Annotated in this window: 29 protein-coding genes, 1 tRNA gene and 2 riboswitches; of the genes, 6 read left to right on the top strand and 24 right to left on the bottom strand. The window is 42.1% G+C overall.

Annotated features, from left to right (window positions below; translation table 11 throughout):
• Positions 1-170: 170 nt before the first annotated feature.
• Both metK and LOR49_RS02585 read right to left on the bottom strand, forming a co-directional pair.
• A complete protein-coding gene (metK, locus tag LOR49_RS02590) occupies positions 171-1,385 on the bottom strand; it encodes a methionine adenosyltransferase (protein ID WP_240374535.1) in 1,215 nt (404 codons plus the stop codon).
• Positions 1,386-1,558: 173 nt separating this feature from the next.
• Positions 1,559-1,670: riboswitch (SAM riboswitch) on the bottom strand.
• A 149-nt stretch (positions 1,671-1,819) separates the two neighbouring features.
• Positions 1,820-2,170: a thiol-disulfide oxidoreductase DCC family protein gene (locus LOR49_RS02585; protein ID WP_240374534.1), complete on the bottom strand. Its 351-nt coding sequence runs from the start codon at positions 2,168-2,170 to the stop codon at positions 1,820-1,822.
• A 179-nt stretch (positions 2,171-2,349) separates the two neighbouring features.
• Between LOR49_RS02585 and pckA the strand changes: the two genes are divergently transcribed.
• Positions 2,350-3,954 carry a phosphoenolpyruvate carboxykinase (ATP) gene (pckA, locus tag LOR49_RS02580; protein ID WP_240374533.1) on the top strand — a complete coding sequence of 535 codons (1,605 nt, stop codon included), beginning with the start codon at positions 2,350-2,352 and terminating at the stop codon, positions 3,952-3,954.
• Between the two features lie 151 nt (positions 3,955-4,105).
• Here pckA and ytkD read toward each other — a convergent pair whose 3' ends face one another.
• From ytkD to LOR49_RS02560, 4 genes are all read right to left on the bottom strand, one after another.
• Positions 4,106-4,582, bottom strand: coding sequence for an RNA deprotection pyrophosphohydrolase (gene ytkD / locus LOR49_RS02575; protein WP_240374532.1), 477 nt, complete (start codon positions 4,580-4,582; stop codon positions 4,106-4,108).
• A 55-nt stretch (positions 4,583-4,637) separates the two neighbouring features.
• Entirely contained in the window at positions 4,638-5,105 is a 468-nt protein-coding gene (locus LOR49_RS02570) for a YwpF-like family protein (RefSeq protein WP_240374531.1), read from the bottom strand.
• Positions 5,106-5,197: 92 nt separating this feature from the next.
• The gene (locus tag LOR49_RS02565) at positions 5,198-5,347 is read right to left on the bottom strand and encodes a hypothetical protein (protein WP_240374530.1); all 150 of its coding nucleotides are present in this window, start codon (positions 5,345-5,347) and stop codon (positions 5,198-5,200) included.
• A gap of 143 nt (positions 5,348-5,490) precedes the next feature.
• Complete coding sequence (locus tag LOR49_RS02560) at positions 5,491-6,666, bottom strand: MalY/PatB family protein (protein WP_240374529.1); 1,176 nt, start codon at positions 6,664-6,666, stop codon at positions 5,491-5,493.
• 220 nt (positions 6,667-6,886) lie between these two features.
• Here LOR49_RS02560 and sda point away from each other — a divergent pair, with 220 nt between their 5' ends.
• On the top strand, positions 6,887-7,039 hold the full coding sequence (sda, locus tag LOR49_RS02555) for a sporulation histidine kinase inhibitor Sda (protein ID WP_240374528.1): 153 nt from the start codon (positions 6,887-6,889) through the stop codon (positions 7,037-7,039).
• An 87-nt stretch (positions 7,040-7,126) separates the two neighbouring features.
• Here sda and LOR49_RS02550 read toward each other — a convergent pair whose 3' ends face one another.
• Together LOR49_RS02550 and LOR49_RS02545 are read right to left on the bottom strand one after the other, a co-directional pair.
• A complete protein-coding gene (locus LOR49_RS02550; RefSeq protein ID WP_240374527.1) occupies positions 7,127-8,149 on the bottom strand; it encodes a glycoside hydrolase domain-containing protein in 1,023 nt (340 codons plus the stop codon).
• 149 nt (positions 8,150-8,298) lie between these two features.
• Positions 8,299-8,374: transfer RNA gene (locus LOR49_RS02545), tRNA-Ala, on the bottom strand.
• Between the two features lie 141 nt (positions 8,375-8,515).
• Between LOR49_RS02545 and LOR49_RS02540 the strand changes: the two genes are divergently transcribed.
• Positions 8,516-9,520 (top strand): potassium channel family protein, encoded by a 1,005-nt coding sequence (locus tag LOR49_RS02540; RefSeq protein ID WP_240374526.1) that lies wholly within the window; start codon positions 8,516-8,518, stop codon positions 9,518-9,520.
• A 29-nt stretch (positions 9,521-9,549) separates the two neighbouring features.
• Here the strand turns inward: LOR49_RS02540 and LOR49_RS02535 are convergent, their stop codons facing one another.
• A complete protein-coding gene (locus tag LOR49_RS02535) occupies positions 9,550-10,917 on the bottom strand; it encodes a glucose-6-phosphate isomerase (protein ID WP_240374525.1) in 1,368 nt (455 codons plus the stop codon).
• A 136-nt stretch (positions 10,918-11,053) separates the two neighbouring features.
• Here LOR49_RS02535 and LOR49_RS02530 point away from each other — a divergent pair, with 136 nt between their 5' ends.
• Positions 11,054-11,281 carry a DUF378 domain-containing protein gene (locus LOR49_RS02530; protein ID WP_240374524.1) on the top strand — a complete coding sequence of 76 codons (228 nt, stop codon included), beginning with the start codon at positions 11,054-11,056 and terminating at the stop codon, positions 11,279-11,281.
• 55 nt (positions 11,282-11,336) lie between these two features.
• Here LOR49_RS02530 and yugI read toward each other — a convergent pair whose 3' ends face one another.
• Entirely contained in the window at positions 11,337-11,759 is a 423-nt protein-coding gene (gene yugI, locus LOR49_RS02525) for a S1 domain-containing post-transcriptional regulator GSP13 (RefSeq protein ID WP_240374523.1), read from the bottom strand.
• Positions 11,760-12,040: 281 nt separating this feature from the next.
• On the opposite strand from yugI, the gene LOR49_RS02520 reads away from it, so the two are divergent.
• Entirely contained in the window at positions 12,041-12,652 is a 612-nt protein-coding gene (locus LOR49_RS02520; protein WP_240374522.1) for a cysteine hydrolase family protein, read from the top strand.
• A gap of 32 nt (positions 12,653-12,684) precedes the next feature.
• Here LOR49_RS02520 and LOR49_RS02515 read toward each other — a convergent pair whose 3' ends face one another.
• Both LOR49_RS02515 and LOR49_RS02510 read right to left on the bottom strand, forming a co-directional pair.
• Complete coding sequence (locus LOR49_RS02515; RefSeq protein ID WP_240374521.1) at positions 12,685-13,155, bottom strand: S-ribosylhomocysteine lyase; 471 nt, start codon at positions 13,153-13,155, stop codon at positions 12,685-12,687.
• Positions 13,156-13,242: 87 nt separating this feature from the next.
• Positions 13,243-13,968 (bottom strand): glycerophosphodiester phosphodiesterase, encoded by a 726-nt coding sequence (locus tag LOR49_RS02510; RefSeq protein WP_240374520.1) that lies wholly within the window; start codon positions 13,966-13,968, stop codon positions 13,243-13,245.
• 320 nt (positions 13,969-14,288) lie between these two features.
• Between LOR49_RS02510 and LOR49_RS02505 the strand changes: the two genes are divergently transcribed.
• Positions 14,289-14,768, top strand: coding sequence for a divergent PAP2 family protein (locus tag LOR49_RS02505; RefSeq protein WP_240374519.1), 480 nt, complete (start codon positions 14,289-14,291; stop codon positions 14,766-14,768).
• 7 nt (positions 14,769-14,775) lie between these two features.
• Here LOR49_RS02505 and LOR49_RS02500 read toward each other — a convergent pair whose 3' ends face one another.
• The 12 genes from LOR49_RS02500 to LOR49_RS02445 form a co-directional block, all read right to left on the bottom strand.
• The gene (locus tag LOR49_RS02500) at positions 14,776-15,408 is read right to left on the bottom strand and encodes a 3D domain-containing protein (RefSeq protein ID WP_240374975.1); all 633 of its coding nucleotides are present in this window, start codon (positions 15,406-15,408) and stop codon (positions 14,776-14,778) included.
• 180 nt (positions 15,409-15,588) lie between these two features.
• Positions 15,589-15,879: a YuiB family protein gene (locus LOR49_RS02495; protein ID WP_240374974.1), complete on the bottom strand. Its 291-nt coding sequence runs from the start codon at positions 15,877-15,879 to the stop codon at positions 15,589-15,591.
• Positions 15,880-16,077: 198 nt separating this feature from the next.
• Entirely contained in the window at positions 16,078-17,292 is a 1,215-nt protein-coding gene (locus LOR49_RS02490) for an NAD(P)/FAD-dependent oxidoreductase (RefSeq protein WP_240374973.1), read from the bottom strand.
• Positions 17,293-17,593: 301 nt separating this feature from the next.
• Positions 17,594-18,052 carry a precorrin-2 dehydrogenase/sirohydrochlorin ferrochelatase family protein gene (locus LOR49_RS02485; protein WP_240374518.1) on the bottom strand — a complete coding sequence of 153 codons (459 nt, stop codon included), beginning with the start codon at positions 18,050-18,052 and terminating at the stop codon, positions 17,594-17,596.
• A gap of 75 nt (positions 18,053-18,127) precedes the next feature.
• A complete protein-coding gene (locus LOR49_RS02480) occupies positions 18,128-18,337 on the bottom strand; it encodes a hypothetical protein (RefSeq protein WP_240374517.1) in 210 nt (69 codons plus the stop codon).
• 66 nt (positions 18,338-18,403) lie between these two features.
• Positions 18,404-19,417: an ABC transporter substrate-binding protein gene (locus LOR49_RS02475; RefSeq protein ID WP_240374516.1), complete on the bottom strand. Its 1,014-nt coding sequence runs from the start codon at positions 19,415-19,417 to the stop codon at positions 18,404-18,406.
• A 254-nt stretch (positions 19,418-19,671) separates the two neighbouring features.
• Entirely contained in the window at positions 19,672-20,481 is an 810-nt protein-coding gene (locus LOR49_RS02470; RefSeq protein WP_240374515.1) for an ABC transporter ATP-binding protein, read from the bottom strand.
• Entirely contained in the window at positions 20,481-21,617 is a 1,137-nt protein-coding gene (locus tag LOR49_RS02465; RefSeq protein WP_275899458.1) for a FecCD family ABC transporter permease, read from the bottom strand. The genes LOR49_RS02470 and LOR49_RS02465 overlap by 1 nt, the downstream gene beginning before the upstream one ends.
• 143 nt (positions 21,618-21,760) lie before the next feature.
• A riboswitch (cobalamin riboswitch) is annotated at positions 21,761-21,969 on the bottom strand.
• A 67-nt stretch (positions 21,970-22,036) separates the two neighbouring features.
• Positions 22,037-23,011, bottom strand: a complete 975-nt coding sequence (locus tag LOR49_RS02460) for an ABC transporter substrate-binding protein (RefSeq protein ID WP_240374514.1) — start codon at positions 23,009-23,011, stop codon at positions 22,037-22,039.
• Between the two features lie 12 nt (positions 23,012-23,023).
• Positions 23,024-24,058 carry a FecCD family ABC transporter permease gene (locus LOR49_RS02455; RefSeq protein ID WP_240374513.1) on the bottom strand — a complete coding sequence of 345 codons (1,035 nt, stop codon included), beginning with the start codon at positions 24,056-24,058 and terminating at the stop codon, positions 23,024-23,026.
• The gene (cobA, locus tag LOR49_RS02450) at positions 24,048-24,839 is read right to left on the bottom strand and encodes a uroporphyrinogen-III C-methyltransferase (protein ID WP_240374512.1); all 792 of its coding nucleotides are present in this window, start codon (positions 24,837-24,839) and stop codon (positions 24,048-24,050) included. The genes LOR49_RS02455 and cobA overlap by 11 nt, the downstream gene beginning before the upstream one ends.
• A complete protein-coding gene (locus LOR49_RS02445; protein ID WP_240374511.1) occupies positions 24,836-26,215 on the bottom strand; it encodes a cobyrinic acid a,c-diamide synthase CobB in 1,380 nt (459 codons plus the stop codon). The genes cobA and LOR49_RS02445 overlap by 4 nt, the downstream gene beginning before the upstream one ends.
• Positions 26,216-26,222: the final 7 nt, after the last annotated feature.

Raw genomic sequence — 26,222 nt, 5'->3', positions numbered from 1 at the left:
ATCTGCTGCAACCTTATTCATTATCCCTTTTTCCACAAAGTTCGTCAATTAAATTTCTTAAGATCTCCTGAAAGAAACTATTTTTTACCTATTCTATCTTTCATGCAAAAATAAGAAGCCTCCACAATAGTTGAGGTGGCTTCTTATTTCTCTCATGTTAGTATTTAACTTTAAAGTTCCTTTTGCTTCATCGCCAGTTCATGTAAGAGCTCGGCCTTATCTGTCTCTTCCCAAGGTAACGCTATATCCGTGCGGCCAAAATGTCCGTAGGCTGCTGTCTGGCGGTAAATAGGATTGCGAAGATGAAGCATTTTTATGATTCCTGCGGGGCGTAAATCAAAGTTGTTTCGAACAAGATCTACAAGAATACTCTCTGGTACTTTTCCAGTTCCAAACGTCTCAATAGAAATGGATACTGGCTTCGCAACACCGATCGCGTATGCAAACTGCACTTCACACTTTTCTGCTAACCCGGCCGCAACAATATTTTTCGCGACATAGCGAGCGGCATAAGAGGCAGAGCGGTCCACTTTCGTGGGATCTTTACCAGAAAAAGCACCTCCTCCGTGCCGTGCATAACCTCCATACGTATCCACAATAATCTTCCTTCCGGTCAATCCGGAATCTCCCTGAGGACCACCGATAACAAAGCGGCCGGTCGGGTTGATGAAATATTTTGTTTCCTCGTCGAGAAGTTCCTCAGGCACTACAGATGCAATCACATGTTCTTTCAGATCAAGATCGATCTGTTCTAACGTGACATCTGCACTATGCTGAGTAGAGATCACAATTGTATCGATTCTCTTTGGTTTCCCGTCTTCCCCGTATTCCACCGTCACTTGCGTTTTTCCGTCTGGGCGTAAGTACGGTACAATCTTTTCTTTCCTAATGTAAGCTAACCGGCGTGCTAATTTGTGTGAAAGGGAAATAGGTAGCGGCATTAATTCTTCTGTTTCATTTGTAGCATAACCAAACATTAATCCCTGGTCACCTGCTCCTATCGCCTCTATCTCTTCCTCCGTCATATTTCCTTCCCTAGCTTCCAATGCTTTATCTACACCTTGAGCAATATCAGCGGATTGTTCATCAATAGAAGTTAGTACAGCACACGTTTCATAATCAAAACCGTATTTCGCTCGCGTATACCCGATTTCTTTTAATGTCTCTCTCGCGATTTTTGGAATATCTACATATGTAGAAGTCGTGATCTCGCCTGCTACGAGCACCAGCCCTGTGTTGACGATTGTTTCGCAAGCAACACGGGCATTTGGATCTTCTTTAAGAATCTCATCTAGAATTGCATCTGAAATTTGGTCACAAATTTTGTCTGGGTGTCCTTCCGTGACAGATTCTGAGGTGAATAATCTTCCTTCAGTAGTTGACACGTACAACTGCCTCCTTCGCTTCGTATGTTTAAATACGGCACTCATTCCCACATGCATGCCTACAGCAAGACGATAAGGTCGTTATTCACACAACTTTTGAATAACCTCTAAAAAAATAAAAGACCCCTTCCCATGGCGAGGAAAAGGGTCTTTTTAACGTTCACCTTTTTCGCCTCTTATCTTCCAAGACGATAACCGTCTCTCCAGGTTAGCACCTTTGCCTCGTGATTGAGGATGGTTGCTGGGCTTCACAGGGCCTGTCCCTCCGCCAGCTCGGGATAAGAGTATCCGTTCGCGATTATCATAACGCAGTCTGAGGGAACTGTCAAACGGTACGGAAGGGAACGAAAATATCTTCATCCCTAATAAACGCAAAAACACACCTTGTACAGTCGAACTAATATCGCACTTGTGCTTGTTAAAAAACAACTTATTTAAAAAATGTGGCGATTTTTAGCAATAAGCCGATACACTTTCCGACCGGTCCACTCTGCACCTGGGAGAATAAAGATAGTAGAAATAGCTTTTGTCTGTGGAAAAAGCTGCATGATTCTTTTAACAGCTGCAAATCCTGTATATAAATAAGTATCATATTCAAACAGGTGCATCATTGATTGAACTTTTTCTTTATTTAAAAACGGAAACTCTTTAAAAATGCCCGGCTCTGTGATGGATCGCCACGTTAACAGAGAAGTGCGGTCCCAACTCTCTAATTTCCTCCTTATATCTCTGCAAAACGAGCAGGATCCATCATAAAAAACAATGAAAGAAGTTTTTTCCGTCATTGTGCCTCCTCCTTATTGGCCCTTATCTAGACCGTAACATAATCATGATCATAGACGCTAAATATTAGACACAAAATGTTTTAACAAAAATTTTTAAATAGTATAGACTATATATATAAATGTGTTATACTATTTCATAAATAAGCGATGATATTAATTAAAGAAAGGGTTTTGCCGCCATGACGACGATCAATTTCAAAACTGAATTATCCCAGCTTCTTCATGGAGGAAACGTGCTTATGGACTTGCCGTTATCCAAACTGATCGAGAAGTCGCTCATGCGTAATGAAGGGGTCCTGACCTCAAAGGGCGCTTTGAGTGTGGAGACTGGAAAGTATACAGGAAGATCTCCAAAAGACAAATATATTGTAGATGAATCCTCTGTTAGCGATCAGATTAATTGGGGAGCTGTGAATCAGCCGATAAGCAAAGAAACCTTTTCTTCCTTATACAAAAAAGTGATGGATCATTTAAAAGAAGATGAAGAATTATTTGTGACGAGAGGATTTGCCGGTGCCGATCCCCAATATCGGCTTCCTATCCAAGTCATTAATGAATATGCATGGCATAACGTATTTGCTCGCCAGCTTTTCATTCGTGCAGACGAAGATGAACTGAAAAATCATAACCCTGAATTCACCATTATTGCAGCGCCGAACTTTAAAGCTGACCCGGAAGTTGATGGAACAAAATCAGAGACCTTCATCATCATCTCTTTTGAAGAACGTATCGTTTTGATTGGCGGTACCGAGTATGCGGGTGAGATGAAAAAATCTGTTTTCTCTATTATGAATTACTTGCTTCCACAACGCGGCGTTCTGCCTATGCATTGTTCCGCAAATGTTGGGGAGGAAGGCGACACTGCTCTCTTTTTCGGACTTTCCGGAACCGGAAAAACAACGCTCTCTGCGGATCCGAACCGTCATTTGATCGGAGACGATGAACACGGTTGGTCTAATAACGGAGTCTTTAATATTGAAGGCGGCTGCTACGCGAAGTGTGTGAACCTATCATACGAAAAAGAACCGCAAATTTGGAATGCCGTTCGTTTTGGGACTGTGTTAGAAAATGTGTACGTTGATCCTGAGACTGGTTTACCTGACTACGACAATACAGACTTAACAGAAAACACGAGGGCTGCTTATCCAATTGAGAACATCCCGAATACGTTGACACCAAGTATGGCTGGGCATCCTTCTACTATTATCTTTTTAACAGCTGATGCCTTCGGAGTCCTTCCTCCAATCAGCAAATTGACAAAAGAACAAGCGATGTACCACTTTTTAAGCGGGTACACAAGTAAGCTTGCCGGCACGGAGCGCGGAATCACGGAACCCGAAGCCACATTCTCTACATGCTTTGGCTCCCCATTTTTGCCGCTAGACGCTTCTGTTTACGCGGAAATGCTTGGTGAAAAGATTCTCCAGCATGACGTAAACGTATTTCTCGTTAATACCGGCTGGTCAGGTGGTCCTTACGGTGTAGGAGACCGTATCAAACTTTCTTATACAAGAGCGATGATTCAGGCAGCACTTCTTGGAGAATTGGACGGAGTAGATACCACAGAAGACGCTATCTTCGGTTTGCATGTGCCAACCCAATGCCCGGGAGTACCAGACGAAGTACTGCTTCCAAAGCAAACATGGTCTGATCCACAAGCATATGACAAAAAAGCCAAAGAACTAGCATCTAAATTCCAAGAGAACTTCGAAAAGTTTTCCGATGCCTCTGAGGAAATTAAGAACGCCGGACCAAAAGTACTCGCTACTGAAACCATTGAATAACGACAGCCTTTCCAAAAAGCCTTCCTATTACAGGAAGGTTTTTTTTATGCTTGCTTTTCAAACAGAAAAAATATGTATATGTAAGCAGGACATATCATTGGGAAGTCGTTGCTACATAAGAATGAGAGGCAATGTAATTGCGGTTTCTCTCCTACTCGCGAAATTTTTCTGTAACATGCAAAGCATGGATCAACACGTCATCTTTCATAATAAAACTATAAAGTGGATTGTTTTTGATATTTTCAGGTAGGCACTTTACAAGAACCGGTCCCTTCGTTTCTAAATAATCCTCTTTTTTTTCAATTCTTTTAATGTCAGCATAAAATAAGCTTTTAGTGATCGTTTCTGCTTTGCCTTGGACTCTGTACTGGCCAATTTCTGAAATATCCCTTATCACGCCGCCCGTTTCTTCCCATACTTCCCGCACTGCGGCCTCTTTGGCAGACTCTCCTATTTCAATCTTACCTCCCGGAAATTCTAATCCTCTTCGGGTGTGATTTGTAAGAAGCCACTCGTTTACATGCCGGCTGACTACCCAGACATGTCCTGGTTCTTCAGAAAAATAATTCTTGGTAAAGGCCAAATCAACCTCATTTTTGTTAAAATCACGAAACGTGTATACTTTCATTTCAACCGTCCTCATATCATCATACTTACACATAAGCAAAACTAACTATTGCATGCTATTCAAGATTATTATAAATGTTTTCTGCAAGCTTTTTAGACCATTGTGCTTGGTCTTCCTTACGATTGGCAAACTCCTGTAATAATTCTTTTCCAGAGAAGCCATCATTAATGAGATCTTCTAAAATCAAACTTGAAACATCGTCTTTACCTGTAGTTATTGTAGCAGAAATCATCACACTAATGTGCTCGCTTAATTCAACTGTGTCTTTTACTTGTCCCACAAATAGGGCAGGTTCGTTTTTTTCATCTGTGATGAGCACTTCCAGCACCATTGTTTCTTCTGTTTCTTTTCGCTTGTCGAAAAATTCCTTGTGTTCGTTGGAGACGACCGCCTCAATTAACCATGTGCCATCCTTTTCTTCGCGGTTAATGATTAGTCCTTGTTGCAAAGGGATGATTTTTTGGGTAATCTTCCCTTCCGCGTTCAGTAATAAATGTAATGAAACCAGTCGAAAAGTCTTCATTTTCCTTCCTGTACACTCCTTCTCTAAAAACAAGAAAGACTGCCTAAGACAGTCTTCTTGTTCTCCTTCCAATACTGCGTTTATATTACGCTTCAGATGTCTTTCCTTTCAATAACTAATGTTTCCTCACATTGCCGATCAGCCATCCATTCAACAAATGCTTTTTCCTCAGCTTTCAAAGGACGGTTTAAATCGTTCTCAAATTGTCTGCGGAGTTCTTCCTTTATAACGCTTTGCTTCATATTAGACAGGACTCCTTTTATCATTTTACTATTTCTACACAAACCCCCTATCTTCTATTCCACATTCGTTGACAATTTAAACATGAAATGAGGAGTTAATTAAATCTATTATCGTATTCCTATTTTTATTCCTGTTTATAACTTTACTTGGATGAAATAAGTGTATCGTATGCCGACTGTAAACGGTGCAGTCCTTCTTCCACATTAGCACGAGGGCACGCTACATTAATCCGCACAAAACCAGCCCCTTCTTTACCAAAAATGTGGCCATCGCTAAAAGCAACCTGTGCCTCTTTTCTCAGCCACGATTCTAACTCAGATGCATCCATATTTAACTTACGCATATCTACCCATACTAAGTATGTCCCTTCCGGCTCCATCACATCTAATAAGTTCATGTTCGTATCTACAAATTCCTTTACATAGCGGACGTTACCGCGAACGTAATCAAGCATTTCCTCCAGCCACGTCTCACCCTCACGATAAGCAGCTTCAGCCGCCGCGGTGGCAAAAGGGCTGTCAATCCCGACAAATTGTTGTTGCAGGTGGGCCTCGTATGCTTTTTGTAACTCTTCTTTTTCGAAGATAACATAGGACAATTGTAACGCAGCCAAATTAAACGTTTTACTAGGCGCCATACATGTAACGACATTAATGTCTTTCTTGGCTGCTGCTTTGGCAAAGGGAATATGTTTGCCCTGCAAAACAAGGTCGGCATGTATTTCATCAGAAACGACAAGGACGTTATATTTTTCACACAGCATGGCAATGTTTTCAAGCTCATCTGCTGACCACACACGGCCAATCGGATTATGAGGGCTGCATAATAATAGCATTTTAGCACCTTTTTGCATCTGTACCTCTAAGTCTTCTAAGTCCACTGTAAATCCCTGTTCTGTTTCCTTTAAAGGATTACGCAACAACTTGCGCTCGTTACTCTCAATGAGTGAATAAAACGGATAATAAACAGGCGGCTGAATGATGATCCCGTCACCCTTCTCGGTAAATGTCTGAATAACATGGCTAATGGCTGGTACAACTCCTGGAGTAAAAACCAACTGCTTGTTCTCCACCATCCAGTCGAACCGTTTCGCAATCCAGGCTGTTGTTGCTTCCCGCAGTGATTCTGGTCTCCGATGGTAACCAAACACACCGTGATTCAGTACGTCCTGCATCGCTTCGATCACCGGTTCAGGGGCTCTGAAATCCATATCCGCCACCCACATCGGCCATAATTCCTGAGCACCGTACCGTTCTGCTGTATGATCCCATTTAAGAGAGTTCGTATTTTTTCGATTTATGACGTTCTCAAAGCTCACAAAAACTCCTCCTAAGTAAATGAATAACGTACCTACTATCTATATCAGTTTGTCCTTTTTCCTATGTGTTTTCAAGTAAAAAACAAAAATGCATTAATCACTACTTTTTATATTTATTCATTGCATTTTAAAATACATTGGTTTACAATCGGAATTGAGTATGTTAGGCACTCTCTATTGCATATGCTTTAGTAATAAAATTAAAGGGGATCAAATCGCTATGCAGCACATCTCAAATCAAGTTTTAGTAGAAGCTTATAAGCAAGCGGTCGAATTGGATCTGGAGAGGGATTTCATCGAGTTACTGCGTTCCGAAATGAAACAACGCGGTTTACTGATCCCACCTTCCTTTGAATTACTCAGTTTTTCATAGAGACATAAAAAACGAAACACTATATGGTTTAAAAAAACAAGCGTCATTCTATTATAAGATAGAAAGACGCTTTATCTTTATTTAGAGTCACCACGATACCTCTATTAAATCACTTTTAAATAAATTAGTATCGATATTACACGTCTCTGCCTCGATTCCATATTGCCATCCCCACGAAAGTGAGTCTTTCGGAGCTTCTGGTTGATACGAAGGAGCATTCTTTTTTGTAGTCACACCGACCTGTGGAGCAGCAGACCATACGTAAGTGTTATCTTGAAATTCATTGCTCTCACCTGCTGCCTCATTAAAAGCAGCTCGCACCTCCGAGTTTGGATCAAACACTCCGTAAACACCGGCCTTATACCTTGATTCTTGGAAACCCGCATACCAGCCCTGCAAAAACGCAGCGTCTACAGGATAAGTAGGTTCCACGTCTGCAAAGATCGCTGTACCCTGTGGTACCCCAAACTCATCCGCCATCTTGATCGCTTCTTGTGCTACTTGTTGTCCCTTTTCAAAGCCCGTTGCATTCTCAAAATGATTCCAGATAAGAAGAACATGGTCCCCATCTTCACGAAGTCGCTCTATTTCTGGCATTGTTATTCCACGTGAGACCCCATCCTTCGTGCCTAAATAACGACCCCACACCTTCGGATTTCCATAGTTTTTTTCTACACATTCAACCAGGCTTTTATCCGCTATTGATGCTGTATCAACACCCCAAAGATATTTGTTATTTTCACCGTTCCCATTATCACCGGAGCTGTTTCCCTTCCCGTTGTCATTGGAACCTTCACTGCTCTCCCCTTTCTCCTTCACGTTATTGTCGATCGTATTAGAAACGCTAACATCTACTGTTACCTCAACATTATTGACTGTATTATTATCTATAGTTGTCTCTCCGTTCCTATCGATCTCATTTCGGATAGTGTTATTCACGTTTGTACGATTACCCTTCACATTGTTTTCTACGTTGTTCGAAACCTGTACTTCTTCGTCATTTTGTTCATTTATCTCCGAAAATGAATACTGGGGCAGCAGAAACACGATGCCGGACACAACAAGTAAAGCTGCGGCCATGCCTATTAGTTTTAATTTGAACGGTCCCACCTGTACTCACAACCCTTTTTGCTTACAGCTTATGAGTACAGAGACAATCTGTGAGGGCGTTCATCCTTTACAATAAAAAACGTTCCCGCTTCTCTTTTCATTAAGAGAAACGGGAACGTTGGATTCCTTATGTAATGCAGATTAAATGATGGTGGAGCATAGCGGGCTCGAACCGCTGACCTCCACACTGCCAGTGTGGCGCTCTCCCAGCTGAGCTAATGCCCCTCACTCATAAAACGACAATTTTTATTATAATCTAGTATTTTAAACTTGTCAACACGAAAGATAACGAATGAATTGTTATTCAATGGTCCATAATGGTTTTTAGCTGACTATTTACACATTCTAAAGGAAGGAGGCGTCGTTTTGTTTCAATATATTACCCGGCTGTATTTACGCGCCCCTATCCTGCTAAGACTGTTTATGATCGTTATTACACTGCTGTTAGGTTTCGGTTTTATATTGTACCGGTTAGAACCAGATACTTTTCCGCATTATTTTGACGCTGTATGGTGGGCGGTTATCACAGCAGCCACTATCGGATATGGCGATTACGCTCCAGTTTCCACAGTAGGACGGGCAGTATCAATTATTTTTATCATATTCGGCATCGGCTTTGTTACCTTTTTTTTTACAAATTTTGCTGCTTCTTCCATCATCGAACAGAAGAGCTGGAAAAAAGGAACCCTTCCTTCCCATTTTAAACAACATTATATCGTCGTCGGCTGGAATGAGCGCTCCCGCCAGTTTATTCAACAAATTAAACGGCTGTATCCGGGACGCTCCATTTTATTAATCGATAATTCCTTGACAGAAAGTCCTTTTTTCAATGAAAAAGGGGTTCAATTTATTAAAGGGAACCCGACATTTGAGCTGACTTTCCAAAAAGCAAATTTACGAGAAGCACGTGCTCTCATTATTACCTCAGAAAAAGAAGTTGCCGAACAAAGCGCAGACGCTCACACCATTTTAACCTTGTTGGCGGCCAAGCATTTTCATGAAAGTATTTATACGGCGGTCGAAATCCTTACTTCCGAGCAAATATCCAATGCCAAACATGCAGGGGCTGATGAGGTCATCGCGTCTAATTTTATTTCCAGCTTATTGATGACCGAAAGTCTGGAACAGCAAGGAATCTCAGAAACAATGGCACTCTTGCTAGATGCAGAAACCTCTCCCCGCCTCCAGTCGATTCGCTGCCCAGATAATTGGATAGGTAAATCCATTGCAGAAGCCAGTACATTAGCCAAGCAAAATTCAGATTTGATACTCGGGGTGAGTAACAATGGTAAAACAATTTTAAATCCACCGCCGGAAACTTCTTTGCATGAATCAGATTCTTTATTCATATTAACTTCTAAAGAAATTTAAAATGAACGGGCTTTTTATGTCCAGTTTTCTTACTCCTTAATATGTTGCAGTCGTTTCTCAAGTTGTTTCCTTTGTTGTTCAAAGCCTGGTTTCCCGAGGAGAGCAAACATGTTATTTTTATACGCCTCCACTCCAGGCTGATCAAATGGATTGACACCGAGTAAGAGACCACTAACAGCGCAAGCTTTTTTGAAAAAGTAGATGAGATAGCCGAAGTAATATTCATCAAGCTCTGGAATCTCCACGATAAGATTCGGAACGCCCCCGTCCGTATGGGCTAGAAGAGCTCCCGAAAAAGCTTGTTTGTTAATATAGTCTAAAGAATGTCCCGCTAAATAATTGAGACCATCCACATCATCTGCATTCTTATCGACGAAGATATCTTTTCCGCCTGAAGTTACGTGAAGTACTGTTTCAAACAAATGTCGGTGGCCATCTTGGATATATTGCCCAATCGAGTGCAAGTCCGTAGAAAAGCCTGCTGCAACCGGAAAAATTCCTTTTCCATCTTTTCCTTCGCTTTCCGCAAACAGTTGTTTCCACCATTCAGAGAAAAAATGAAGTTTTGGCTCATAATTAACAAGCATTTCAATCATCTTACCTTGTCGATAAAGCGAATATCTGAGAGCTGCATACTGATAAGCATCATTTTTCGTAAGGCCGATTTCCGAAAATGTGTTACAGGCTTCCTTTGCGCCCTCCATCATCTTTTTAATATCAAGGCCTGCTACCGCCATTGGAAGCAAACCTACGGCGGTAAGAATAGAATACCGCCCTCCCACATCCTTCGGGACAGTAAAAGTTGTATACCCTTTCTCATCAGCAAGCTTTTTCAACGCACCTTTTTCTTTATCCGTCGTTGCATAAATACGCTTTGCTGCCTCGTCTGCTCCATACTTCTTCTCTATGTAATCGCGGAAGATGCGAAAAGCGATGGCAGGCTCTGTTGTCGTTCCTGATTTCGAGATAACATTAATGGATATATCTTTATTTTCGATAAGATCTAACACGTCTTGGATGTACCGTTGGCTAAAATGGTGACCGACAAAATAAACTTCCGGCCCGCCGCGCTCCGTATTCTTCAACTGATTGCGAAACGAATGACTTAAACTATCAATGGCTGCTTTCGCCCCAAGATAAGAACCCCCGACTCCTATTACCAATAAAACATCAGAATTCTGTTTAATTTTCTCTGCTGACAATTGAATAGAAGCAAACTCTTCTTGGTCATATTGGTACGGGAGATCAATCCAGCCTAAATATTCGTTTTCTTTTTCTGTTTGGTTATTATGTAAAACCATGTGTGCTTTTCCGACAGCTTCTTCTAACTGGAAGAATTTCTGCTGATCAATGAACGGCAACGCATTACTGTAATCCAAAGTTATCCCTTTAGCCACGAAGAGTCTCCTCCCTTTTCTTAGCGTTCCCCTCTCATTCCCTACCCATCATATTTCAAAAAGAATGCATAATCAAACAGAAGTTTAATCATGCTATGTATGACAAAGATAAAAGAATGGGAAAGGGGGTGAAGGTGTGAGCGGGTTGCAACGAACCGCCCTTGTACTAACTATAATTGGGGCTTTGAATTGGGGATTAATCGGTTTTTTTAACTTTGATTTAGTTGCTGCTATTTTCGGCGGCCAAACAGCCGCATTTTCTCGTATCATTTATGCTATTGTAGGTATAGCCGGTCTTTATTCTCTTTCTATCCTGTTTAAGCCGGATGAAGATTTTGTCGGAAATCTAGAACCCCAACGTTAAAAAAGAAGGGTTCCGCGGGGGAGTTTAATACCACCCCTGCATGCCCTTCTTTTACTTACTTGCGTACTCGTTTATTCAAGTCAGCTTGAATTTCATTGGACTGTTTAAGCCAGTCTTTGAGTTTATCTTCCAGCGTGTTAAATCCTTGCACTTTCTCAGTGCTTTTGCTACGATTTCCACCGCCTGATGGACGATTGGTACGTGGAGCACGACGTTCTGTCTGCTCAGGTGCAGGCAGCGTATCACGGATGGACAACGAAATTTTCCCTGATTCTTCATCAATTGATTTAACTTTAACTTTAACTGCCTCTCCAACTGTTAGAACATCGTTAATGTCCTTTACGTAACCGTGAGCGATTTCTGAAATATGGACTAACCCTTGTTTATTCTCATCCAGAGCAACGAACGCTCCGAAAGGTTTAATGCCTGTTACTTTCCCCTCAACAATAGTTCCTACCTCAAACTGCTTTACCGACATTCAAACAACTCCTAATTATTTATTAACCTAGATATTATATCATGAAATAACATTACCGGCAATCACTAGCATGAGGTGGGATGCTTTCACCTTCAGGCACAAGCGCGACATCAGTTCGAGACTTCGCTTACGCTCGTTCTCACTGTGTCTTCTTTGCCGCGGGCATGGCTTGAGCCTCGGGCCTGTAGATGAAGGTGAGTTTATGAGCTGAGGGCATTCGCTTTTAAAAAGTGTAAAAGCGGGAATAGTAATTAAGAACATTTGATGCTGGAGGGTTAATCATGCCAGATATGCCACATGTAGAAGAAAGGGCAAGCATCGCCCTTCTTATTATTGATATGATTTCTGACATGGAATTTGAGGATAGTGAAAAATTGTTTGAGCCTGCTTATGAGACCGCTAAAAATATAGCCCGTTTAAAACGAAAAGCGAAAGAACATCATATCCCGGTTATCTATGTAAATGACAACTACGGACGTTGGCAAAGCGATTTTAAAGAACTAGTGGAACATGCCAGACAAGACGACGTTCGCGGAAAACCCATTACAGAACTGCTAATCCCCGACAGTGATGATTATTTTGTCCTCAAGCCTCAGTTTTCTGCCTTTTTTGCTACTCCTCTCGATTTACTGCTGGAATACTTAGACGTGCAAACATTAATTATTACGGGGATCGCTGGTAACATGTGCATTCAATTTACCGCTAATGATGCCTATATGCGTCATTACCAATTGTACATCCCTTCTGATTGTACCGCTTCTAATACGAATCAGGAGAATGAACAAGCTCTCTCCATTATGCAAAGTGTACTAAAAGCGGATACTTCGCCTTCCAGGGAATATCAGATTCCAATCCTCATTAAAAGCGCAAAAGAATATCACACAAAAAAATGAGCCAGAAAAAACTCAGGCTCATTTTTTAGTAATTAAAATACTTCAGCTAGAAAACTTGGGTCTTGGTCCAGCCAGTAGCGCATTAGCTTTTTAGCCCCGTCCAGATCGTGGAGCTTCGCTTGTCCGCACTGTTCTTCATTAGCTGCCGGAACTTCTTCCAGCTCTAAAGAATACTTCATTGTTTTTTCCAGGAAATCTAGTAACTCTTCTATCTTCGGTTCTCCGTTCATGATCAGATAAAATCCTGTCTGACATCCCATTGGCGATAGATCAATCACCTCAAAGTGATCGTATTCTTCTGCAAAACGCCGAATGTTAAGTGCTAATAAATGTTCCATTGTATGAATAACAGGCGGTTCCATGTTCCCTTTATTAGGCTGGCAAAAGCGAATGTCAAATTTATTAACAATCCCATCTGTGCCGACTTTTTGAACTCCTGCATGTCTAACATAAGGAGCTTTTACAATGGTATGATCTAATTCAAAACTCTCTACGCGAGCCATATAAACACTCCTTTTCGTATCCTTCTATCATGATGATACAATGAATATGAGAGCGAATGCAACGTTAATATCTGTGAATAACCTTTCTCAGCGCAACAGTTTCATCGCTAGGGGAACTTGGTCAGTGAAAATACCATTCACCCCCAATTGTGCGACTTTTTTCATTCTAGCTGAGCTGTTGACTGTCCAAACAAATATATCGTATCCTTCGTTTTGTAAACGTTGTATGAAATCTTCATCCACCAAGCGATGATGAGGACAAACGGCATCTGCTTTAACATTCTCCAGCCGCTTTTCCGGGGAATAATCCTGCCAATATAATTTTTTATTTAACGTCGGGGTCAGCATCGATTTTCCAATGACTAAAGCGGTCGCAATATCCCCATTGATCATTTTCACTTCTTTCACAACCTGGTCATTGAAAGAGGAAATGATCACATTTAATTCCGGATATTGTTCTACCTCTTTTACTACTTTTTTGGACAGGGATTTTTCTTTTATTTCAAGGTTAATCGGAATGACTCCCGCGCACAACCTTAACACTTCAGACAAACGCGGTGGCTGCCAGCCTTCCTTTGCCTTTGTTTCGGCCTTCCATTTTTCATATGACATGTCTCGCAGTTTTGTTCCACGCCAGTCAGGATTGTGAGCGCAAACAAGGGTCCCGTCCTGCATCTCTCTTACATCGGTCTCGATCATATCCGCCTGCAGGCTAATCGCGTGCTCAAATGCTTCTATTGTATTCTCCTGAACGTTGTCGGTTGTAAACCCTCGATGGGAAATAATTTTTACCTTTTTATTTACGTTCGACATCTTATACGTCCTCCATTTTATCCCTTCCTGCTATTTAACAATCATACTATACGGGGAGATTCGGCTTTGCAACAAGAAAAGAATCCTGCCCCCCCTGTCTTATCCTTGTTTCATGCCTAATCCCTTGCTATAATGTATATTTCCCCGTTATAAATAATAAGCAACCTCACGACCGTCTATGCTATAATAAAATAGATCATCCTACTGTTTGCTGAAATTTTCCAAAAATAAACGTAAAATCAAATTAAATTTGTGTATTTGGTTTTACCGATAGATATGTAAACATGACTTTTTTTATATAAGGAAAGGACGTTCTGGCAATGGAGTTGTTTTACAATTTTCCCCTTTGGATTGCCTTGTTTTCCGTAGTTTTTGCGCAGGGAGTAAAAATCCCTCTTGCTTATATGGCGTCAAAAAAATGGGATCTCACATTAGTTACTAGTACGGGAGGAATGCCTAGTTCTCACTCGGCGGCTGTGACCTCTGTCTCAACGGCAATTGGGCTTGAACACGGATTTGACTCCGCCTTGTTTGCTATTTGTACTATTTTTGGGGTTATTGTAATGTTTGACGCTACCGGGGTGCGGCGCCATGCGGGCTATCATGCAACGGTTCTCAATCAACTTGTCGTCGACTTCAATAAATTTGTGACAGAAGCAAAATCTTGGCAGCAAAAGGCAGAGACCGAGAAAAGAGAGGAATTGAAAGAACTCCTCGGTCACCAACCCATAGAAGTGTTTTTTGGGGCACTGCTTGGTATTTCACTCGCGTTAATTGGCTACTTTGTCGTTCTCAACTAGATACGATTTAGAAAGAGGAAGTTGGAAGAAGCGCTGGTAAAGCTCCCTCTCTATTTAACGCCATTACCTCAGCCTCTTCCAATGATCCATCGCCTTTTTTCAATACTTTTACTTCCACGTCTCGCTTTCCCCATTGCTTAAAAACATCTTCCACTGTTTCATAATACAAGTCTATTTTCTTTCCTTTGATTGCAGAGCCTGTATCTGCGACCACACCATAGCCATATTCAGGTATATACAAAATAGTGCCGATAGGAAACACTTCCGGGTCAGCTGCGATTGTGGAGACATGATCCCGTCTAACTTCTACACCGGAAAATGTGATTCCATACGCAGGGTGATCTTCTGTTTTTCCAGTGGATTCCATTCCAGCTGTGTATCCCGTTGCCGTTACTTTTTCTGTCGGTCCGTTCGCCTCAAAAAGCCATTCTGCATCCTCTTGAAATGCTGGTGCCCCTTCATGATTGCCAAATCTTTTCTCAATAATCGTATGTTCCTTTTTGGGCAACTGCCCCTGTTCCTTTACTATGCCCTGTTCTTTTTGAAAATAATTGTAAAAATAGGCAGGCAATTCTTCTGCTTTTACGTTTGTCATATAAGATGCCGTCGTCACACACGCGCCGCACACGAGTATCGTCATCGCCACACGGCGTAACAGAGTTCTTTTCACTGTCAATGTATACAACTCCTCTCTTCAAGACATCATTCCCAAAAAACGAAAATTTATTCTTTTTAAGAGGAGCCGCTAACAAAAAACGCTCTCCGGCAGACAGCCGCGATTTCATAATGAAATCAGGTAAAAGTCTGTGCCGGAAAGCGTTTAAAACATTTGATAACCGCGAACACGCAGCATTCGGATAGCAATACCTGCTGCAATCGCTCCTACCAATCCACTAGACAAAATCAGGATATCCACTAGCTGTAACGCCACAAAATGGTTTCCCAATGCACGAAACGAAGAACCTGGCGAACCAATATAATCCCAAATACTTACATCGTCAATAATAAAAATAACGACGAGAGGGTAAACAATGGCCATAACCCAAGTGGATCTAAGTATCATATTGAGAAGAAAACCAATACCAAAAAACAATAATAAAAATAACAGCATGGATAAAACTAATTGGGGGAGACTGCCTATACTCGTCACGATCGTTACACCTCCATATGACATCAAGTGTACAAAACAAGCAAAAAACCGTCAATCTGTTCACACCCTCTTCTATCATTACATCAGAGGAGTATGACAAACCTGTGAAAAACCATAAAACCCTGTAAGAGAATGTTATCTTACAGGGACAAATAAGTGTTAAAAAGGATTTTTACCTTTTTTAAGGACGAGACCTGTACCTCCAAGGATCCATAGGGAACGATTATCAATCATTTTCTTCATGAAGCTGGCGGAACTTCCAAAGAGTTTCTTATCCCCCACTACACCGATTGCTTCTTTCCCACCCAGGGAAGCGACAGTCCCTTTGATATCTGGCTTAAACTCTTGCAACTGTCCGCCTTTAATGAGGGCAGCCAGGTTTTTAGCAACTGTTTCCCCCTGTTGAATCGCAATTTGCGCCGTAGGAGGGTACGGCCGATTAATTTCTTCATTAATAATCAAGGCGCAGTCACCGATAATAAAGACGTCTTCATGACCTGGAGCACGTAGATCCTTATCTACTTTTACACGGGCCCGCATGTTTTCAAACCCGGATTTTTCAATGATAGGGTTTCCACGAACACCAGTTGCCCAAATAACCGTTTCTGATTTTATTTCTTCTCCGCCTTTTAAAACAACACCTTCAGCAGTAACCTCACTGATTGGTGTATTAATTTTAAATTCAACACCTCGGTTTTCAAGCAAATTCATTGCATATTCTACCAGCTCTGGATCAAAACCAGGCAGCGCACTAGGGGCTGCTTCAATGACATACATTTTCACTTTATTAAGTGGTACATCATATTTCTTACACAGCTCCGGTACACGCTCACTAAGCTCGCCAATATACTCGATTCCTGTAAAGCCAGCGCCCGCAACGATAAATGTCACATATTCATCACGTGGGTCGTTATTGTACTTTGCAAACATATACTCTGTATGTTCTTTTAATTCCCGGGCACCATTGACCGTCCATTTATTAAATGAATGCTCAAAAACGCCGCCGACTCCAAATGTCTCCGGTATCGCCCCTACACTGACAACTAAATAATCGTACTCTAATTGTTCACCATTTGCCAAGGATACTTTTTTCTCTTCCGGATGGACTTGTTCCGCCTCTCCTTGAATAAATTTCACTTTATTTTCATCAATGAGGCTGTTGATTGGCATACGTGCCCGATCAACGTCTAAAGTTCCAGCCGCTGGCTCATGCAGCCAAGTCGTTTGATAGTGGTATTCATGTTTGCTTACGAGTGTAATGTTAACCTCGTTCACCCCGAGCTCCTTCGTCAGTTTAGTAGCAGTAACAATCCCTCCGTAACCGCCACCTAAAATTAAGATATTTGGTTTCATAGCCAACGTCATCACTTCCATTTTCTTCATATTTGTTGACATCCATTGTGTCTAGTATGCATCCACTTCAAGAACAAAAAGTTTGTGATTTTATTCACGTGTGAAGACTTAGAAAAAACGCCACTCTGCCGGGACGCAGTTCATAATACATTAAACAAGAAGATGTATTATTGTTTTATGTAGTTTTGTTTAATCAAAAAATCGCCACAATCCATACATGTACTATGATATTTCTTTTTCGGATGGTTTTCAAGCCTTTTTTATAACTATTGCACGGGATTAATTCCTTCTTTCTACAAAAACAACTATAGCTGTAAGTACCTTAGCTATAGTTGTTTTTGGTAAGCCATATTTTTAATTGTTTTTTTAGAGCCTTGGCCCGTCCTGGATTTTTTCCATTTGTGGAAATAGCGATATGACAGTCCTCTTCTATTAATTCAGCAGGAAAAGCAACGTTCCCAATTTCAGGATTATCAGCACCATTTACCAATTGATGGGCATGCGCAGTCCTTTTAATTATCGCTTGCGCTTCAGCATCTCCTGAAGCCGATACGATTAAAAATGCTGGCTGCAGATAAGCAGGACGGCAGCAGTCTTCGATCCAGGCGATTCGTTTCTCCTTATATAATACGAGAAGATCTGGATGAAGAGAGGGGGACACAACCGTCACATCGGCCGCGGCTGCTAAAAGCTTTTGTACCTTTCGAGAGGCTATCTTTCCTCCCCCGATCACTACTGTTTCTTTATTATTAAGATCCATAAACAAAGGAAAGTTATACATGTTTATCACTTCTTCCCATCACACATTAGGTGTTTTAAAGACCCTGTTTGTGTACTGAATGTTGCTTTAAACCCCTCACCACAGAAAGTATGTGCTGTTCGTTAAATACTTGTTTTCACATAGGAATTCAATGAACTTCGGAGCGTTTTCTAGTTTCAAGTCTTTATACCAGTCGCCTTTCGGATAGACGATCAATACACAGTTATCTTGGCGGCATCCGTTACAACGAGTTCGTGCTGTATGAATGACGTCCTCTAGACCTCTCTTTTTTATTTCTCTTCTCATGGCAAGAGTTACTTCTTCTGCATCGTTCCGATTACAAGCGCCACCGTTACATAGTAACATTTATGTTCAATCAAATTGTTCTGGATAAAAACCCTTGGCTAATGTCTCAAGAGCATCGATATTACGTATGCCGGCAAACATACTGTCTAAATCAATAATGACAAATCGCTCTTTTTTTACAGCGGCAACATCACTCATGGAAGGATTCTTTTTCAATTCTTTAATTTTCTCTTCAGCCGTGGTGTTCCCGTAATCATTTATCACAATAATTTCTGGATCACGTGCCACGACCTCTTCCCAACTTACCCTAGCCCAAGTTTTATCAATATCGGAAAAAATATTTTCACCACCAGCCATTGTAATTAAAGTCGATTGTAATGACCCTTTCCCTGCTGTAAACACCTCGTCTCCACCTTGATCAAAGACTAAAACGCGAGGTGGTGATTGTACGTCACCGACTTGCTTTTGAATGGAATAAGATTTGTCTTTCATTTCACTTACAATTTCATTCGCCCTGTCTTCTACATCAAATACCCGACCTAAATTTATAATATCTTGGTAAACATCTTCCATCGTTGTTCCTTCTTGGTAGGAATCTGTATCAATGTATGTTTGAATGCCAAAATCTTTAAGTTCCTCTACAGTAGCAATACCCTCTTTACCAGCAAAAGAGCTCTCACGTCCATAAACAAAATCAGGCGATACATCCAGTAAAACTTCTAATGAAGGGTTATCACTTCCTAAAATATTCAGTTCGTCAAACTCCTCCTGAAATTCTGGCAACAGTTCTCGTCCTTCTCTTTGTACTACCCCCACCAATTTCTCCTCTAGTCCAAGTTTCAACAACGTTTCCGTTGTATGTTCATTTGTACTAACAACCCGTTCTGGTATACTGTCAAAATGGAGGGTACGATCGTAATTTTCTACTGCTACCGTTTCGCCTTCCGCTTTCTGTTGTTCAGCTTCTTGAGCCGGTTCTGCCGTTGCTGTCTCCTCCTCCACTTTCTCCCCTTCTGTATTGCAACCGACTAATAATACTCCCACTATCATGAAAAATAAAAACCAACGTTTTTTCAACATCTGTAATCCCCTCTTTTTATAAATGGTGCTCACCTGTAACCCAACAGAACAGAGATGAGCGATTTTCGTATGATCGGCATTTAGCCTGCTATAAAACTATTTCAACGTATGACTCTGAACAGGAGCCACAGCCGGCTAGAACCGCCATACCTAAAATAAATAACAAAATGAAAGCAAAACCATACATTCTTTTCATTTACGGTTTCCCTCCATGCACCCCTTTAATAAGAATCACAAAATGATCATCCTCTTTTTTAAACATTCAGGGGTTCCCTTTCATCTAAATTACTTGGTTGCATCGCATCAGACAGGAAAGTGATATGTATTTTTCCAGTGATGGGATGTTTGATAATATTAGTATTGACTCGAAAAACTTCCTGTAATGTTGATTCTGTTAGTACCTCTTCAGGTGTCCCAGATGTCACTATTTCACCTTCGTTCATTACATAAATCTGATCACAATAGCTAGAAGCAATGTTTAAGTCATGCAAGGCGGCAATGACCGTGATGTTTAATGTCTTAACCAGGTCCATCAACTGAAGCTGATGATGAATGTCCAGATGATTGGTCGGTTCGTCAAGTATAAGAACCTCTGCCTGCTGTGCCAATGCTCGTGCTACCATCACTCTTTGTTTTTCTCCACCTGACAACGTAGTGATGCTACGCTCACCATAGTCTATTAACCCTACCTTTTGAAGCGCCTCTACCGTAATACGTTCATCATCCACAGTATCCGTTGCCCACATTTTTTTATGAGGAGCACGCCCCATAAGCACGATTTCTCGAACAGAAAAATCAAATAAATTATTTGTCTCTTGACTTACAACAGCCATTTTTTGAGAGGTCGTTTTAGCTGAAAGTTTATAAATATCGTTATCTTCAAGCGTAATTACCCCACAATCAGGTTTGTGAAAACGGTAAATACTTTTTAATAAAGTGGACTTACCACTCCCGTTAGGACCAACTATCCCTACAAACCGGCCGGATTTCGCCTGCAAATAAATATCAGAAATAATTCTCTTTTCCTGAATACTAGACGATACACCTTCAACGTTAATCTGCATCAAGAATTCCCTCCAAATGAATAAGAACTTTTTCTTAAGAGCCAAATAAAAAATGGGCCGCCGCATAAGGCAGTTACGATTCCGATAGGCAGTTCTTCCGGAGCAACGACAAGCCTCGCTCCTACATCAGCCCATATCATAAAAATAGCCCCCATTAACAGACTGATCGGAAGAACCTTTTTATGATCAGAGCCTATAAGCAAGCGGACAATATGCGGTATCATTAACCCGACAAAACCTATAGCTCCACTAACCGCAACGAGGACTCCTGTGAGTAATGCTGTAATAACAATTAAAATCTTTCGAAATAAATCAATGTTTAATCCTAAAGTGGCAGCGGTTTCTTCCCCCATCATGAGAAGATTCAAGGCACGAGATTGAGAAACTAAATAAATAAATGTGATGGTAACGGCGATAACCGCCATAGGTAAACTATTCCAATTTGCACCTACTAAACTGCCCATCATCCAAAACATCGCATTTCGAATTCCTTCTCCTTCCGGTGCCGATATCACAATAAAGTTCGTAGCTGCACTTAAAATCATCGATATGGCGATCCCTGCCAGTAAAAGCCGTATTGTAGAAATACGTCCTCCTACTTGTGATAGCAAAAACACAAGAATGACAGATAAAAGAGCACCGAGAAAAGCAGCCAGCGATAAAGCATACTCCCCGAATAAACTAAAAGCACCAAATAAAATAACTAGTGTAGCGCCTACAGATGCACCTGAGGAAACCCCCAAAATATAAGGATCGGCTAAGGAGTTTCTTACAAGCGCCTGAATTCCTGCCCCGACCAAAGCCAATCCTGCCCCCACTGTAGCACCGAGCAAAACACGCGGAAATCGGATTTCCCAAACGATATTGCTCTGAGCCGTTGACCAATCTTTTGTAGTCAAGTTCTCTAGTAATGGGAAATGTGATAAAGCAATTTTCCAGACGGTTAAAGCGGGTATCGATACCGGCCCCAACATGACTGACAGTGTCATGGAGATAAGAAGGAGGAACGGAAGAACAAATAGCAATATTTTAAATCGATCAGCATGCCTTCGAGTATGGTCACCATGTCCGTCTCTTTCTACATCTAGCTTTATCACTTTTTCTTCCGATTTGTTCTCAGCAGCTAGATTACTCATTTAATCCCTCCTTTTGTGGGAACATCATATTTCTTAAAAAAGAAAAAGCCCTACCACGTAGAGAGGGCTTTTTAATGACAGCTCAAAAATGACGGCAATACTTAGCCATTTTGAATTGTAGTACATCCCACCTCCCCGGAGATATAAAATTAGAAATTCAGGCTGGTCTCCTGACTCATGTATCACCCTACTTTGACCCTTCCCGCATAACGACTACTCTATCTTCTAGAGCGCCCGTCATGCAGTGGTATTGTCATTTCGTCCACATTTACAGTTGCGGGGGCAGTCTTGGATTTTCACCAAGTTCCCAATTAAGTCTATACAACTAGACACCTAAATAGCTACGTATTCATTTTCAGCCGTACATTCAGAAGAAGAGCACTTAGAACTTGCGTTATTTGCTATCATCACCAGTGTTGTTACTTATCTCCGTAAATACCATTGACAATTTTCTCAAATGCCTCCGGTGCGCGTATCCCTTCCGCGGCTTCTGAAAGCGGGATGACCGTATATTCGGCCTCCTTCACTGCTTTTACCTTTTGCATGACCGGGTGTTCCTCGAGAAATGCGATTTTATCTTCTACACTCGTGTCTCCGTAATCAATAATAATGATTTCATCTGGATTCGCCTTCGCTGTATCTTCCCAATTAACGCTGGCCCATCCTTTTTCGATATCCCCGAAGATATTATCCGCTCCTGCTTCCTCAATTAACGTATTCAAGAAGTTTTGCGTAGCGGTAGTCGGGGCGTCTTCCCCGCTGTCATAAACAAATACCTTCTTCGGCTCCTCTTGTTCTGGCACCTTTCTTTTAGCTGCTTCAATGCGCTCAGACATATCTGTAATTAAACTTTCTGCAGCTTCTTCCTCTTTAAAAATAGTGCCGATATTGCGGATATCCTGGAAAACGTTATCCAACTCTGGGTGAACCATATTGGAAGATTCATGTAAATATGTAGTAATACCGAACTCTTTTAATTCCTCCCTGCTTCCAGCCGCTTCGTTCTGGAAGGCACTGGGCCATCCAGCGTAAATAAAGTCAGGATTTGCCTCCAGCACTGTTTCCTTAGAAGGGTAGGCATCCGCAAGTACCGGCACACTCTCATAGGCCTCTTTATAATCCGGATGGATGCTGTCATCCAGATAGGCAGTACCCACCATCTGATCCTGAAGCCCTAGTGCAAGCATCACTTCTGTGACGTGCTGGTTCATTGTGATGGCACGTTGCGGACTCTCTTCGATAATTATTTCCTCTTCGCCATTTGTTATTTTTATTGGTTCATTTTCTACCGTCTGTTCTTCAGCAGCTGCTTGACTGCCTTCTTGCACCGTTTCTTCCGCCTGGCAAGCTGCCAGCAACAAAACAAACATTAATAAAAATGCTACTTTTCTCATTCCTGTATCCTCCTAGACTGTATAATGGCTTCTCCGTAGAAGCCATATAAAGAACGGCCCGCCACAAATAGCGGTCACAATGCCTACCGGTAGTTCTTCCGGAGCAATGACAAGCCTGGCCGTAATGTCTGCGATTACCATAAAAACGGCTCCTAGCATCGCACTTATTGGCAGCAAAATTTTATGGTCAGGCCCGACAATGATTCTTGCCATGTGTGGAATCATTAACCCAACAAAACCAATCGCCCCGCTCACTGCCACTAACACACCTGTGATAAGGGCGGTAACTACGATTAACAGCATTCGAAAAGTCCCTGTCTTTAAGCCGAGCGAACGCGCTGTAGTATCATCAGTGATCAGCACGTTCATGGAACGAAAAGAATGATGGAGAAACAAATAACCAAGGATAACAGATAAGACTGGAATCCAGAGTTGTTCCAGTTTGGCACCGGCAAGACTTCCCATCATCCAATAGAGGGCCGTTTGAATTCCTTCTGCCCGCGGATTAGTCATGACTAAAAAACTTGTTACGGCACTAAAAATCATCGACACTGCTACCCCGGAGAGCAGCAGCCTCGTCACTGAAATGCGAAACCGCTCTTGTGCTAGCATATACACAAGAATAACGGTCAAAAGGGCTCCTATAAATGCTGCGCCCGATACGGCATATACACCTAGAAACGAAAACGCTCCGGCTAAAATGACGAGCGTTGCCCCGACTGATGCACCGGACGAAATCCCTAGAATATAGGGGTCGGCAAGAGGATTTTTCACCAGTGCCTGAATGGCCACTCCCACAATGGCCAGTCCTGCCCCAACTGTAAGCGCGAGAATCGTCCGCGGCAGTCGTAAATTCCAAATAATATGATCTGTTACTGACATTTCCGTGCTGCTCAGCCCGTTAGCTACCCGCCAAAATAAGGAAACAACGTCACGGGCGGGGATGGAAGCAGATCCTAACATTAATGATGCAATCGCTGCAGCTCCGATACAAATAGCTAATAGGAAAAACAGGCTCGACCGATAAAATGCACGATTATGCTTCATTGCCTGTTGGTTCTGCTTTTTTTATCAGTTGATCTGCTTGTTCGGAAAACCAGCTTACTTTGTCCCGCAGCCCGACCACATCGCCAATGATAATAATAGCCGGATTAGCAATACCCGCTTGTTCGATCTCCTTGTGGAGTAAATGAAGCGGTGCCGTGACAGTTCGCTGGTGGGTAGTCGTTCCCCATTCAACAGCAGCAGCAGGGGTTTCTTTTGGTCTTCCTGCGGTCACTAGCATGTCAGCAATTGCTTCAACTTGGCTCATGCCCATATAAAAGACAAGGGTGTCGATACCTTTTGCAAGCGCCTCCCATTGCTCTTTATTCTTTTTGTGAGGAAGATGACCGGTTACAATAGCAAATGTCCCGCCAAAGTCTCGGTGAGTAACGGGAATACCTGCGTATGCCGGGGCTGCTATGCCAGCAGTCACTCCAGGTATTACTTCAAATGGAATGCTTCTTTCCTTTAAATAGACAGCCTCTTCTCCGCCGCGCCCGTATACAAAAGGATCACCGCCTTTCAACCGGGTAACGACCTTCCCCTCTCGTGCTTTTTCATACAGTAATTCATTAATCTGTTCTTGGCGCAGTGTATGGTTTTTAGGAAACTTGCCGCAAAACACGAATTCAGCATCTTCTTTGCACTCCTGAAGTATCTCTTTATTAATCAGTCTGTCGTAAACTACGACATCGGCTTCCTGCAAAGATTCAAGGGCACGTATCGTCAAGAGCTTTGGATCTCCCGGCCCTGCCCCTGTCAAATAGACAAATCCTTTTTTCATACCTTTTCCTCCTGAGCAGCTCTCCATTCCCTCGCCTTAGACACAAAACGGGCGGGTATTACCGGGTTAGAGGCAAAATGAATGTGGGCATAAGACGCTGTAACATTGGGAGCAACATATCCTTCAGGCCCTGACTTACGCCGGGCTTTTACTTCATAAGCATTTTCATATGGCTTAGTTGCCGTAGATACAGAGTAGTGAAATTCATGACCTTTAGCGGATTCGCCTTTCCGTAAAATAACGGTGTCTTGAAGCGCTGTGACTTCCCGATATCCTAATGCCGCTAACCGCTTTTTCATTTCCACAGCTGCCGGTATCACTCCGAGCATCGGATGCCTTTTACCATCCGTTGTAACGAGTGCTTCCGTTAGGTACATAAATCCACCGCACTCCGCATAAACCGGCATGCCGTCAGTTATCGCGCTCTTTATAGAGTCTTTCACACGTTCTCGCTTCGCTAACTCTTCCGCAAACTCTTCTGGAAACCCGCCACCGATATACAGCGCGTCACTCCCTTCTGGCAGTAATTCTCCCTTTAACGGGCTGAAATAAAGTAATGCCGCGCCTTGTTCTTCTAACAGTTCAAGATTTTCTGGATAATAAAAATTAAAAGCTGTATCATAAGCGACTGCAATACGTACAGATTTTACGCTTTTTTGTCTCACGTATGTAACTTCAGGCAATTCCACCGTTTGATTCGCAATCTCTTGGATCTTTTCCAAGTTAATTCCAGCTGTCACTGCGTCCCCTAGTTCATCAAAAAAACTATCCATTTCCCCTCGTTCGATGGCTGGTATTAAGCCGAGATGACGTGCAGGTATAGAGGGGACATCCCCTTTTTTTAAGTACCCAACAACTGGAACACCGCATTCTTTTTCAATTGCCTGTTTACAAAGCTGATAATGACCTTCACTGCCAGCTTGATTGACGATCACACCGCCAATCTGAACGTCAGGCGACAATGTTTGGAACCCTTTCACAATGGCAGCAGCACTCCTTGCCATTGCACTGATATTCACAACTAGAATAATAGGAGCCGCGAGCATTTTTGCAATCTCAGCCGTACTTCCCTTATCCGATTCCGGACTCTTGCCGTCATACATTCCCATCACTCCTTCAATGATGGAAATGTCAGCTCCTTGACTGCCGCGGTGAAACACTTCAAAAAATGTATCTTCTGGCAGCATCCAACTGTCCAAGTTACGGGAAGCTCTTCCGGTAACAGCAGTATGATAGCTTGGATCAATATAGTCCGGGCCGCATTTAAAACCTTGTACCGTCATGCCTTGTTTTTTTAATGCTGCCATCAGGCCAATCGAGATGGTCGTCTTTCCTGTGCCGCTTCCTGTGCCGGCAATTACTATTCTTGGGTTCAAGTGGTTC

Source organism: Bacillus piscicola (genome assembly GCF_022458745.1).
In the GTDB taxonomy this organism is placed as follows: domain Bacteria; phylum Bacillota; class Bacilli; order Bacillales; family Marinococcaceae; genus Alteribacillus_A; species Alteribacillus_A piscicola.
The sequence above is the reverse complement of the archived record's forward strand: the minus strand, read 5'-3'. Positions and strand labels throughout refer to the sequence as shown.